The organism is Gryllotalpicola protaetiae, from assembly GCF_003627055.1.
GTDB classification, from domain to species: Bacteria; Actinomycetota; Actinomycetes; order Actinomycetales; family Microbacteriaceae; genus Gryllotalpicola; species Gryllotalpicola protaetiae.
Map to the genome: position 1 here is coordinate 2,221,489 of NZ_CP032624.1, position 12,337 is coordinate 2,233,825.

The 12,337-nt window shown below is 69.5% G+C and carries 11 protein-coding genes; 7 read left to right on the plus strand and 4 right to left on the minus strand.

All coding sequences use genetic code 11. The features are described 5' to 3' along the window. Window positions 1-13 precede the first annotated feature (13 nt). Window positions 14-2,407, minus strand: a complete 2,394-nt coding sequence (locus tag D7I44_RS10885; RefSeq protein ID WP_245979539.1) for an ATP-dependent DNA ligase — start codon at window positions 2,405-2,407, stop codon at window positions 14-16. 75 nt (window positions 2,408-2,482) lie between these two features. On the opposite strand from D7I44_RS10885, the gene ku reads away from it, so the two are divergent. The 3 genes from ku to D7I44_RS10900 are packed head-to-tail and all read left to right on the plus strand — an operon-like array spanning window position 2,483 to window position 4,668. Further along, entirely contained in the window at window positions 2,483-3,313 is an 831-nt protein-coding gene (ku, locus tag D7I44_RS10890; protein ID WP_120789520.1) for a non-homologous end joining protein Ku, read from the plus strand. Window positions 3,314-3,335: 22 nt separating this feature from the next. Then, the gene (locus D7I44_RS10895) at window positions 3,336-3,716 is read left to right on the plus strand and encodes a VOC family protein (RefSeq protein WP_120789521.1); all 381 of its coding nucleotides are present in this window, start codon (window positions 3,336-3,338) and stop codon (window positions 3,714-3,716) included. A 55-nt stretch (window positions 3,717-3,771) separates the two neighbouring features. Beyond that, complete coding sequence (locus D7I44_RS10900; protein ID WP_120789522.1) at window positions 3,772-4,668, plus strand: DMT family transporter; 897 nt, start codon at window positions 3,772-3,774, stop codon at window positions 4,666-4,668. Window positions 4,669-4,738: 70 nt separating this feature from the next. Here D7I44_RS10900 and D7I44_RS10905 read toward each other — a convergent pair whose 3' ends face one another. The 3 genes from D7I44_RS10905 to D7I44_RS10915 all read right to left on the minus strand — a co-directional run bounded on the left by D7I44_RS10905 (window position 4,739) and on the right by D7I44_RS10915 (window position 8,547). Continuing rightward, on the minus strand, window positions 4,739-6,454 hold the full coding sequence (locus D7I44_RS10905; RefSeq protein WP_162940221.1) for a beta strand repeat-containing protein: 1,716 nt from the start codon (window positions 6,452-6,454) through the stop codon (window positions 4,739-4,741). A 116-nt stretch (window positions 6,455-6,570) separates the two neighbouring features. Further along, window positions 6,571-7,728 carry a hypothetical protein gene (locus D7I44_RS10910; protein WP_120789524.1) on the minus strand — a complete coding sequence of 386 codons (1,158 nt, stop codon included), beginning with the start codon at window positions 7,726-7,728 and terminating at the stop codon, window positions 6,571-6,573. Between the two features lie 264 nt (window positions 7,729-7,992). Further along, window positions 7,993-8,547: a CGNR zinc finger domain-containing protein gene (locus D7I44_RS10915; protein WP_162940222.1), complete on the minus strand. Its 555-nt coding sequence runs from the start codon at window positions 8,545-8,547 to the stop codon at window positions 7,993-7,995. A 53-nt stretch (window positions 8,548-8,600) separates the two neighbouring features. Here D7I44_RS10915 and D7I44_RS10920 point away from each other — a divergent pair, with 53 nt between their 5' ends. The 4 genes from D7I44_RS10920 (at window position 8,601) to D7I44_RS10935 (ending at window position 11,988) form a co-directional block, all read left to right on the plus strand. Next, entirely contained in the window at window positions 8,601-9,527 is a 927-nt protein-coding gene (locus tag D7I44_RS10920) for a DMT family transporter (RefSeq protein ID WP_120789526.1), read from the plus strand. Continuing rightward, window positions 9,491-10,117, plus strand: coding sequence for a phosphatase PAP2 family protein (locus D7I44_RS10925; RefSeq protein ID WP_120789527.1), 627 nt, complete (start codon window positions 9,491-9,493; stop codon window positions 10,115-10,117). The genes D7I44_RS10920 and D7I44_RS10925 overlap by 37 nt, the downstream gene beginning before the upstream one ends. A gap of 81 nt (window positions 10,118-10,198) precedes the next feature. After that, entirely contained in the window at window positions 10,199-11,353 is a 1,155-nt protein-coding gene (locus D7I44_RS10930) for an LLM class flavin-dependent oxidoreductase (protein ID WP_120789528.1), read from the plus strand. 2 nt (window positions 11,354-11,355) lie between these two features. Next, the gene (locus D7I44_RS10935; protein ID WP_120789529.1) at window positions 11,356-11,988 is read left to right on the plus strand and encodes a CE1759 family FMN reductase; all 633 of its coding nucleotides are present in this window, start codon (window positions 11,356-11,358) and stop codon (window positions 11,986-11,988) included. The last annotated feature ends 349 nt before the right edge of the window (window positions 11,989-12,337 follow it).

Sequence of the window (12,337 nt, forward strand, 5' to 3'; positions counted from 1 at the left end):
ACCGCGTACGCGGCTACGACTCGCGCACGACGTCCGACGGCGCCTTGTCGGGGCGCAGCCCGCGCCACGACGGCTGCCGCAGCCGGCCGTCCCGCGTCCACTCGGCGAACTCGACCTCGCCGACGAGAGTCGGCGACATCCAGTGCGCGTCGCTCGCGTCGGCCCGAGGCACGTCGACGAGCGGCGTCGTCTTCCGCGCCTGCTTCTTCGCGAGCGCCGACAGCTCGTCGAGCGCCCGGTCGTTGAACCCCGTGCCGACGCGGCCCACGTAGTGCAGCCCGTCCTTCGCCGGAATCCCCAGCAGCAGCGACCCCACCGAGCCGGCGCGACGGCCGTTGCCGGGGCGCCACCCGGCGACGACGACCTCCTGCGTGCGGTGCAGCTTCACCTTGATCCACGCCTCCGAGCGCTTGCCCGGCCGGTACGGCGCGGTGGGATTCTTCACCATGACGCCCTCGAGGCGCAGCTCGCGCGCCCGCGCCAGGCCTTCCGCGACGGTGCCGTCGAACGCGGGCGGCACGAGGATGTCGCCTTTCGAGTGCACGGATTCCTCCAGCATCCGTCGCCGCTCGTCGTAGCTCTCGTCCGTGACGTCCCTGCCATCGAGTTCGAGCACGTCGAACAGCATGAACTTCACCGGTACGCCCTTCGCGACCCGTGCGACGTCGGCCGGCTTCGTCAATCGCATGCGCTGCTGCAGCAGCCCGAAATCGGGAATCCCCCGCTTGTCGACCCCGATCACCTCGCCGTCGAGCACCGCGTCATGACCGCCCGTCCGCTCGGCGAGCGAGCCGAACTCGGGGTATGTCGTCGTGATGTCGATGCCGTTGCGGCTCACGAGCCGCGTCTTCCCGTCGCGCACGTACGCGAGCACGCGCACCCCGTCCCACTTCATCTCGACGGCGATGTCATCGTCGGGCACCGACCGCTCGCTGCCGAGCGTCGCGAGCATCGGCTTGTAGGTGCGCGTCGATTTCTTGGGCGACGGATGCCTTGCCGGTGCTTTCCTCTTTCTGGAATCCAGTTCCATCCGGTGGATCAGCCAGTTCTTCTCATCGCCGCCCTGATGCGTGGCGATCAGCGCGACCTTGACCGGTTCGCCACCGAGACCGCCGTGCGGCTGCCCGTGCAGCACCGCGATGACCTCGTCGTCGCGGAACTTCTCCACGTCGTATTCGCCGTGATCCCAGATGTCGACGTGCCCGCCGCCGTACTCGCCCTTCGGAATGTCGCCGGCGAACCTCGCGTACTCGAGCGGGTGGTCCTCGACGTGCACGGCGAGGTGGTTCTTCTCGCCGGGCTCAGGCACGCCCTTCGGCAGCGCCCAGCTCACCAGCACGCCGTCGTGTTCGAGGCGGAAGTCGTAGTGCAGTCTGCTCGCGGCGTGCTTCTGGATCACGAACGAGCGCCCTGAGCCCGGCTGTGGCTCGCCCTCCGGAACGGGCTCCGGGGTCTTCCCGGCGTCGCGCTTGCTGCGGTAGGCCGCGAGCTTGCCGGCGCCGCGCGGCATCAAGGGTTCCGCGGCGTCGCCTCTCTTCTTGAGCAGCCCCATCACCTCGTGCAGCTCGATCTGTCGCAGCCGCCCTGACGTGATCTCCCGCCACGTCCGCGGCATCGCGACGAACGGCCGTGACCGCCCGCGCAGCGAGTACGGCGTGACCGTGGTCTTCGACGCGTTGTTCTGGCTCCAGTCGAGCATCACCTTGCCGCGCCTGTCGACCTTCTTCATGGTCGAGATGACGAGGTCGGGGTGATCGGCCTCGAGCGAGCGGGCCAGTTCGTGCGCGACCTCTGAGACCTCCTCGGAGGTCGACTTCCCGTCGAGCGGCGCATAGAGATGTATCCCCTTGCTGCCGCTCGTGACGGGTACAGCCGACAGCCCCATGTCGTCGAGCACCGCGCGCACCAGCTTGGCGACCTCGACGCACTCGGGCAGGCCGACGCCCTCGCCGGGGTCCAGATCGAGCACCATCCGGTCCGGGTTGCCGCGCTCGCCGGCATCCGTGAATCTCCACTGCGGCACATGCAGCTCGAGCGACGCGATCTGCGCGAGCCAGGTGAGCGTCGCGACATCGTCGAGCAGCGGGTATGCGTTGTCGTGGTCCTTGTGGTGGATGATCTGCCGCGCGACCCACTCGGGCGTCGAGTCGTCGAGGTCCTTCTGGAAGAAGACCATGCCCGGTTTCTCGGCCGTGCCGACGCCGTTTACCCAGCGCTTGCGGGTCACGGGCCGGCCGGACGCGTACGGCAGCAGGTACGGTGCGACCTCGGTGTAGTACCTGATCACGTCGCCCTTCGTGGTCCCGGTCTCCGGGTACATCACCTTGTCGAGGTTGCTGAGCGTCAGGCGATGCCCGTCGACCTGCACGACCTGTTCGTTCTTCCGCTGCTTACGAGAATCTGGCACCCGCGCAGGCTACGGCCCGGCGCACCGGGCTTCTAGGGGGTTGAAGTCGAGCGGATGCTTGGGCCAGATGGTTCCATGCGGGCAATCGGCAAGCGTTCCATCTCATTCGGGCTCGTCAGCGTGCCGGTGAAGATCTACACGGCGACGGCCGACCACGACATCGCGCTGCACCAGGTGCATGACAAGGACGGCGGTCGGATCCACTACGAGCGCCGCTGCGATGTCTGCGGCAAGGTGATCCCGTTCGAGCACATCGATCACGCCTACGACGCGGGCGACCGCACGGTCGTGCTCGACGACGACGATCTCGAGTCCTTGCCCGAGGCGAGTCGCGACGACGTCGAGGTCGTGGAGTTCGTGCCGTCCGACCAGCTCGATCCGATCACCTTCGAGCGCAGCTACTACCTCGAACCCGAGAAGGGCGGCGTGAAGGCGTACGTGCTGCTGCGTCGGACGCTCGAGCGCACCGACCGGACCGCGATCGTGCGCTTCGCTCTGCGCAACAAGACGCACCTCGGGGCGCTGCGCGTGCATGACGACGGGGTCATGGTGCTGCAGTCGCTGCTCTGGGGCGACGAGGTGCGCGACGCGGACTTCTCGGTTCTCGCCAAGCCTCCGCGTGTCACCCCGAAGGAGCAAGAGCTCGCGGACTCCCTCGTGAAGAGCCTGGAGGCCGACTTCAACCCCGCGGACTACAGGGACGAGTACCAGGAGGAGCTGCAGAAGCTCATCGACGCGAAGCTTAAGAAGGGCGACGCCGTCGACACCGCCGCGACCTTCGGCGAAGAGGCCGAGGGCGAGGACGAGGGCGCGGGCGCCGAGGTCGTCGACCTGATGGAGGCGCTGCGCCGCAGCGTCGACAAGAAGCGCAGCTCTTCCGGCCGCCCCCGTCGGACGGCAAACTGACGCCGAGCAAAGGAGCCAACCCATGCTGACATCCACGGGCGCGTTCAGCGGCCTCGGCGTCGACAGCCTCGCCGCCGCGAAGGAGTTCTACGGCGGCAAGCTCGGCCTCACGGTCGATGAGAACCCTGCGGGGCTCACCCTCCGGTTGCCGGGTGGGGGCACCCTCTTCGTCTACGAGTCGCCGAGCTTCACCCCGGCCGGCTACACGGCACTCAACTTCGAGGTCGCCGACATCACGGCGGCGGCCGCGGAGCTGCAGGCCGCGGGGGTCGAGCTCGAGCGCTACGAGGGCCTGCCGCACGACGAGAGCGGCATCGTCCGCGGCAAGGCCGTGGGGCAGGGGCCCGACATCGGGTGGTTCCGCGACCCGTCAGGGAACATCATCTCGATCCTCCAGAGTTGACGCGCCGCGCAGCCGCCTCGTCGTTCGGCGCGCGCGCAGCGCGAATGGAGACCGAGTGATCGCGACGATCGTCATCGCGCTCGCCTCGTCTGTCGCGTACGGCTTCGGCGACTTCTACGGCGGCGTGAGCTCTGCCCGCCTGCGTGTCGCTCCCACCACCTTGGTCGGCTACGGCATGGCCATGGTGACCGGCGCCGTCGCGCTGCTCTTCGCCGGCGGCCACTGGTCGCCTGGCGCTGTCCTCTGGGGCGGTCTCGCCGGCCTCGCGGCGCTCGCGGGCGCCCTCTCGTTCTACGCTGCGATGGTCGCCGGGCCGATCAGTCTCGCCACCCCCGTCGTCGGCACCGTGGAATCCGCGGTCCCGGTGATCGTGGCGGTCGTGATCGGGCAGCGGATGTCCGGGCTGACGTGGCTCGCGATCGTGCTCGCGGTCGCGGGCGGCGCCCTCGTCTCACTGCGGTTCGGCGCGGGGGAGCGCACCAACCTCCGTGCGGGCCTCTTCGCCGTCGCGGGCGGTGTGATGTTCGGCTGCTCGATCCTCGCGCTGAACCGCGCGCCGCATGACGCCGGTCTCATCCCCGCGGTGTTCGAAGGCGCCGTCGGCTTCGTCGTGATGGCCGTGCTGCTCAGCGCGGCGCGGCTGTTCGCGCCGCTCGGTCGTGGCTTGCGGTTCTTCGACGCAGGGGCGGATGCCTCGGTGCTTGTCGCTCGCAGGGGCCTGTCGCTCGTGCTCCCGGCGCTCGTGTCCGGTGTGCTGCTCGGCATCGGGAACACGTTGCTCGTGGTCGCGCTGCGCGGCGGCGAGCTCGCGGTCGTGACGGTGCTCACCGATCTGTACCCCGTGACGACGGTGCTTCTCGCGTGGCTCATCGCCCGCGAGCGGCTGTCACCGGTGCAGCTCCTCGGCGTAGCGCTCGCGGTGGGGGCATCCGCCCTCTTCGCCGTCGCCTAGGCATGGCCGATGGGGCCAACGCGGTCAGGCACGTCTTCCTGACCGCGTCGGCCCCAGTCAAGGGACGCGGCTACCGGCGGGGAGTGCCGGCGGTCCGCTCCTTCCGGCGCAGCAGCAGTGCGACCGCGCCGATCATCAGCAGGGCGAGCGCGGAGGCCAGCCCGGCGCTGATGTTCGTGCCGGTGGTGGCGAGGTCGCCCGCAGCGGCCGCCGCGGCTGCCGGGTCGAGCGCGAGCGGCGCGGAGCGGACGCCGGCGCCGGTGATCAGACCGGTCGTCTCGGTGTCCCCGTTGCCCCCGTCGCCGGGGTTGCCGCCATCACCGGGGTTGGTCCCGTCTCCGGGAGTCGTGCCGCCGCCAGGAGTGGTGCCGCCGGTACCGGGATCGGTGCCGCCGGGGTTGCCGCCGTCACCGGGGTTCGTGCCGTCGCCCGGGTCGGTGCCGCCACCGGGAGTGGTCGCAGCGTCGGTGTCGCCGAGAACGTCGGTGAGCACGGGGTCGAGCAGGCCCGACTGGGTGGTCACGTCGGAGTTCACGACGTCCTGAAGGCCGCCGATCGGATCGTCGGACTGTAGCGCGGCGACCGCGTCGGCCGCGGTCTGGTCGACGCCGGCGAGCGCATCGTTCACGGTGCCGACGGTGTCGGTCACGACGTCATCGAGCAGGCCGCCCGCGCCGGTCACATCGCCGACGACGTCGCCGCCGGACTCGAGGTCCGTGAGCACGTTGTCGACGTCCGTCGCGGTGTCGCCGACGAGGCCGCCCTCGACGAGCGCGCCGTCACCGGCGATGTCGTTCAGGGCCGAGTCGTCGCCGGTCACGTCCGCGAGCGGCGAGTCGTCGCCGGTCACGGGGTCGAGCGGACTGTCCGAGCCGAGCAGCGGGTCGACCACCGGGTCGCCGACCGTCTGGTCGAGCGTGCCCGTGTCGGCCTGGGTGAGGTCCTCGAGGACGTTGCCGCCGTCGGTGACCTGGTCGACCGGGTTGTCGGCGCCGAGCAGCGAGTCGACGACGCCGTCGTCGGTCGCACCCGCGATCGGGTCCGTGCCCGCAGACGCGCCGCCGGCCGGGGTCGTGGTGGCGCCCAGCGTGTCCGCCAGCGCGTCGTCCGTGAGGCCGGTCGAGTCGGTGGCGTCCGCGGTGCCGTTGAGCGCGTCATTCACGGTGGTGGCGAGATCGTCGCCTGCCGCATTCGGGTCGCCGGAGAGCAGGTCGCCGACAGTGTCGGAGACGTTCGACGTCGTGGCGGGCACGACGCCGCTGGTGCCGAGCAGCTGCGAGCTGTCGGTCTGCGCGTCGTTCAGGGTGGTGTTGACGTCGCTGACGGCGCCGGACACGGTGCCGGACAGCGCGCCTGCCACGTCGCCGCCCGAGCTCGCCGCACCGAGAACGCTGTCGACGTTGGTCGCCGCGTCGCCCACAGTCCCGCCGTCCACGAGGCTGCCGTCCCCGGGGACATCGGCTGCGGCGGAATCCGCACCGACAAGGCTGTTCACGAGGTCGGGAACCGAGGTTCCCGCCGTGGCTTGGTTGACGGCGTCGGTGACCGGCGCGATGGCCGTGTCGGTGCCGACGAGGCTGTCGACGACGCCGTCGCCGGCTGATGCGTCGACGGGGCCGTTGTTCGCGAGGAGCGATGAGACGGGCCCGGTGCCTGGCGCGTTCGACGCATCAGACGTAGACGTTGTCGGGTCGCCGGTGGCGGCATGTGCCGCGGCGGCTCCCGCGAGGGTCAGACCCCCCAAGGCGACTGCAAACCACAGCGCCCTTGCTGCATTGGCTTTCATTGAGAAAACTCCTTGACTGGGTAGGAGGGATCACCCGCCGATGGCGGACGACCCGATGGGTGCGTCTGTCCGCCACGCGCTCGCCGGTGGTGGCAAGCGGGCAGACGACGCCCTACCTAGTCAGGGGAGGAGTCGTTCTCGAAGACGGGCGACGCCGGCAGGGCGTCTCCGTCGACGTGAGAACCAGACCCCGCGGCGATCGCGGGGAAGTCGAAGGCGCTCAGCGCACCGGCCACCTGCGCAGGCCCGTTTCCACCAGAACGGCTTCCGGCCGCCGAGCCGACGGAGGTAGCGCTCAGGCTGGACAGCGGCGACTGCGGGCCGCCCGGCGCGCCAGGTGTGCCGGGAGGGGCAGGGTCCGTGAAGGACGCTGCGACCGCCGCCGCCGCGGATCCGGTCCGAGCGGCGGCGACACCCGTGGTGCCACGACCCGACAGGCTGCCGGCGAGCGGACCGAACGCGGCCGCTGCAGAGCCCCCGGAAAGCGCAGAAGCACCAGCGTCGCCGCCCAGCAGGCCGAGGTCGGAGCCGGCCCCGGAGCTGTCGGAGCCACCCGGCAGGAGCCCGCCGGTGATCGGCGGCGATGACGCGTCGTGGCCGTCGCCCGAGACGCCGGAGGCCACCGCGTCGGTGGTCTGCGACACGGTCGTGCCGACGGTTCCCGCGAGGTCGCCGACGGCGTCGTCAAGGCCGGCTGCGGCGGGTGAAGTGAGGTGTGAGATCAGGTCTTGACCGGCGATTCCGCCGACGACAGCGCCGATCGCGGGCGCTTGCTCGACGTCGGAGACGACGCCGTCGACGGCGCCGGCGACCGTGCCGAGGACCGACGAGACGGGCTTCGTCGCAGCGACGTTCGAGAGGGTCTGCGTGACGGGCGCGGCGACGTGTGTGACGGCCCGTGCGACCGGTGCCGCGACCTGCGTCAACGGCGTCTGAACGGGGGCCGGAAGCGCGTTCACAGTTGTCGACACGACGGTCGAAATGGTGCTGTCGACCGGTGTCGCGACGGCGGTCACGGTGGTGCTGACGCCGACGACGACACCATCTGCGGTGCTCGTCGTCGAGCCGAGCGTGGAGCCGGCGCCCGTGAGGATCGGCCCGAGCAGAGAGTCGCTCGAGCCGGCCTGAGCCGCGCTCGAACGGGCCTCCGCATGCGCCTCAGAGGGTGCCAGAGCCTGCGACAGGACGAAGAATCCGCCGCCGACCGCCATCGCGATCAGGGCACCGCGAATCGTGGCCCTGAGCCACGTCGGCTCACCCCGATCCGAATCCATTACCGCCCCCGCAGGTGACAAATCAGTGGCACCCTATCCGGCTGGGGACAGGATCTCAATGAGGAAGGCGAAAGCCTCCATCACTCGTGTACCCGGGACGAGGCCGCTGAAAACGCCGGGCACGTATTGTCTGCCCTGGAGCGGGGGACTTGCACCACGGCCGCTGTTCTGATCTGCTGACTGTGCGAGTGATCCTCGCGTTTCCCTCCTGTAGGGCGTCCCACTGCCCCACCCCCCAGTAGCGGGACGCTCCCCAATGGAGGCTCAGGAACTCTGTCGGGTCCTGTTCCGGTGTGCGCGCACGCGAAGGCGATTTCCGCATGACTGGTCGGTGCACCACCGCCGGCGCCCGGTGGGATCGAAGAAGATCCCGGCGCAGGTGTCGTCGCCGCAGGCATGCAGCTGTTCGCTGCGGGGTCCAGCAAGGTCTTCGACGGCAGCGCGGGTGAGCCGTCCGAGTGCTTCCCGCGCGGTGTCCGGCCGCGCCAGCGACAGCCCGGCGGCGGCTCGTTCGATCCGCACGCCGCGATCGGCGCCCAGGGCACCGGAGAGGATGCGGATGTCCTCGGCAGACGCCGGCTCATGGTGCAGCGCGCTCACGGCGGCGCGGTGCAGTGCCTCGCGCACCGCGCCGAAGAGCTCCACGTCGTCGGGTGTCACTGCGCTGGTCGGCTCAAGGTCGTTCGCCGCCAGCCAGGCCAGCAGCGTGTCCGGGGCGCTGATCCTGTCGGCGTGCCGCACGGCCTCCCGATAGCGGCCCTCGCGCGTCGACAGGAGGTCGAGCCACGCGGCGCCATTGCCGCTGCGAAAAGTCGTCATACCACAAGTGTAATGGTTTGACGTATTACGAAGCGAGTGCAAATGTGTAATGCGTGAAAGCATTACGCGTCGATGTGATCGGAATCGCCTTCATCCTGCTCTGGAGCAGTGGCTACGTCGTCGGCGCTCTGGCGACCGCGGTCACGCCTCCGCTGACAGTGATGCTCTGGCGTTTCGTGTTCGCCGTCGTCGCGCTCGGCGCCATCGCTCTGATCCGGCGGGAGTCGTGGCCGCGCGGCCGCGAGCTCTGGGGTCTCGCCGGTGTCGGCGTGCTGATGTTCGCGCTTCAGTTCGGCGGCCTGTACACAGCCCTGTCCGAGGGGATGCCGGCAGGCACGGTCGCGCTGATCGCGTGCTCGTCCCCCTTGCTCGTCGCGGCAGCGGGGGCCGCGCTCAGGTGGGAGACGCTCACCTGGCGCCGCTGGGTCGGCATCGCCCTCGGCGTCGTCGGGGTTGTCGTGACCCTGTCTGACCGGGTCGAGCAGCCGCCGAGCGCCGGCGCGTTGCTGTGGACTCTGCTCGGGCTGGCCGGCCTCGCGGCGGGCACGCTCCTTCATGGCCGTCTGCGTGCCGCGAGCGGTCCGACGGCGCAGGCCGCCGTCGAGACCGCCGCGGGCGCCGTGGTTATGGCGGTGTGGGCTCCGCTGGCGGGCGCGCTCGCGATCCCGTGGGGAGTCCAGGCGGTCGGCAGCTTCGTCTGGCTCGCGATCGCCGGAAGCGTCGTCGCGCCCCTGATGCTGTTCGCGCTGATCAGGTCGCGCGGTGCCACCGGTGCCAGCACGCTGCTCTTCGCAGTGCCTGCTGTGACGGCGTTCGCCTCCTGGCCCGTCCTCGGCACGCCCGTCGGGCCTATGGCCCTCCTCGGCCTCGTCATCGTCGGCGTCGGGCTCTGGCTTGCCAGACGGCGAGCCGAAACGACCAGAGAGACCGGCAAGATGGTCGCATGGCCGACGGGACCCGCACCGCGCGCACGCCGCTGATCGCTCTGGGTGCGCTGCTGATCGCAGCGGGCGCGGCCCTCGGCATCGCTCTCGAGGCAGACAGCCACCTGCTTGAGCTCGACGCGCACTGGTCCCGCTGGATCCTGACGACGCGCGGGCCTGTCGGCGATGCGGTCGCCTTCACCTTCGACGCAATCGGCGGCGGCATCATCGGGATCGCGGTCGTGCCGTTGCTGATCGCTGTCGTCCTTCTCGTGCGACGCCGCTACCGCGCGCTGCTGGTCTACGTCTGCGCCTCTCTCGCAAGCGGGCTCGTCGTGCAGCTCATGAAGCATCTCTTCGCCAGAGAGCGGCCGGCTCACATGCTCGTGATCTCCGATTTCGGATCTTTCCCCTCCGGTCATACGGCGAATGCGGCGACCGCTGCGGCCGTGCTCGTCTTCTTCGTCCGACGCGCGTGGGCGACGGTGCTCGCGACGATCTATGTGCTCCTCATGGCCGTCTGTCGGACGTACGTGGGGGCGCACTGGTTCACCGACACGGTCGGCGGCGCTCTGGTCGGAACGGGCGTGGCCGTGATGGTCTGCGCCATCGCAACAGGTCGCGGAATATCTGCCGAGCATCCGTAGTTCTATGCAAACGTATGGAAATGGGGCGGCCAGCAGACCGCTCCTGAACGGAATGGAAGCAGCGGGCACATGTCCTCTTCAATGCAGTTCGGGGTCTTCTCGGTCAGTGACATCACCCCAGACCCCACCACCGGTGTGACGCCGAGCGAGGGCGAGCGCATCAAGGCCGCCATCGCGATCGCGAAGAAGACCGAGGAGGTGGGCATGGATGTCTACGCCGTCGGCGAGCACCACAACCCGCCGTTCTTCTCGTCATCGCCCACCACGCTGCTTGCGGCCATCGCCGCGCAGACCGAGCGCCTCGTCGTATCGACCGCGACGACGCTCATCACCACGAATGACCCGGTGAAGATCGCCGAGGACTTCGCGATGCTGCAGCACGTCTCCGACGGCCGCGTCGACCTCATGCTGGGGCGCGGCAACACCGGCCCGGTGTACCCGTGGTTCGGCAAGGACATCCGCTCCGGCATCCAGCTCGCCATCGAGAACTATGCGCTGCTCCACCAGCTGTGGCGTGAAGACGTCGTCGACTGGGAAGGGCACTTCCGCACGCCGCTGCAGGGGTTCACCTCGACGCCGCGCCCGCTGGACGGCGTTCCGCCGTTCGTGTGGCACGGGTCGATCCGCAGCCCGGAGATCGCAGAGCAGGCGGCGTATTACGGCGACGGATTCTTCGCGAACCACATCTTCTGGCCGGCCTCCCACACCCAGCGCATGATCGCCCTCTACCGCCAGCGCTTCGCGCACTACGGCCACGGCGAGGAGAAGGACGCGATCGTCGGCCTCGGCGGCCAGCTCTACCTCGCGAAGAACTCGCAGGACGCGAAGCGCGAGTTCCGCCCGTACTTCGACAACGCCCCGGTCTACGGCCACGGCCCCACCCTCGAGGAGTTCAGCGAGCAGACGCCGCTCGCCGTCGGCAGCCCGCAGGAGATCATCGACAAGGTCCTCGGCTTCCGCGAGTACGTGGGCGACTACCAGCGCCAGATGTTCCTGATGGACCACGCCGGGCTGCCCCTGTCGTCCGTGCTGAAGCAGCTCGACCTGCTCGGCGAGGAGGTCATCCCGGTGCTGCGCCGTGAGCTCGACGCCCGCCGCGCCCCCGGTGTGCCCGACGTGCCGACGCACGCCTCCCTCGTAGCGGCGAACGGCGGTGCACGAGACTTCCGCCCGGGCGCGAACCGCGGCGACAACCTCACCGACGGCTCCCCCTACCAGACCCCTGTGGAGGCATAGAGATGACCACCCGCAACCTCGCCGTCGTCGCCGCGGGCGTCGGCGCGCCCTCGTCCACTCGCATGCTCGCCGACCGCCTCTCAGCGGCCGCGATCGAGGCGCTGCGCGATGAGTTCGGCACGCAGGTGCAGGCATCCGTCTTCGAACTGCGTGACACCGCCAAGGACGTCACCAACAACCTGGTGACCGGATTCCCCAGCCCGAGGCTCGCTGACGTGATCGAGGCCGTGGCCGGCGCCGACGGGCTGATCATCGTCACGCCCGTCTTCAACGCGTCGTTCAACGGACTCTTCAAGTCGTTCCTCGACGTGATCGAGCCGAGCGCGCTCACGGGGCTGCCGACGCTGATCGGTGCGACCGGTGGTTCGCCGCGGCATTCGCAGGTGCTCGACTACGCGATGCGCCCGGTCCTCACCTACATGCACGCCGACGTCCTGCCGACAGGCGTCTACGCCGCCACCGAAGACTGGGCGGGGCAGGCGGATGCCTCGCTGCCCAGCCTGCCCGACCGCATCGCCCGCGCCGGCCGTGAGTTCGCAGCCAGGGTCGCGGTGACCGACCGCTCGAGCCGGCTGACCGACCCGTTCGCGCTCGACGGCTCGTTCTCGGTCACCGGGGGGTTCTCGGCAGAGTAACGAGAACGACACGCCGATGAAATCGCCGCCTGCGCAAACTGAGGCAGGCGGCGATTCCTGTGCACAACTTCCCGGAATGTCAGTGGTTCCGGGGATCCTGGTTGTGGATGGATTTGTGGGCAAGCTGTGTTGAAGACTGTGGAAGAGAAAATTCCGAAAACACCACATCTAGTGGCATGACATTCGTGTAATTCCGGATATATAGTGTTCCTACCGCAAACGCGGCAGAGGTTCTGCCTCAGGCAGCACTTCACTACCGAGCTTCGATTCGAGGGGGCAACCATGGACTACGAGAGCAACGACACCGTCGGCGGTTACGCGGTTCCCGTCGACCCGATGGACCTGCTGC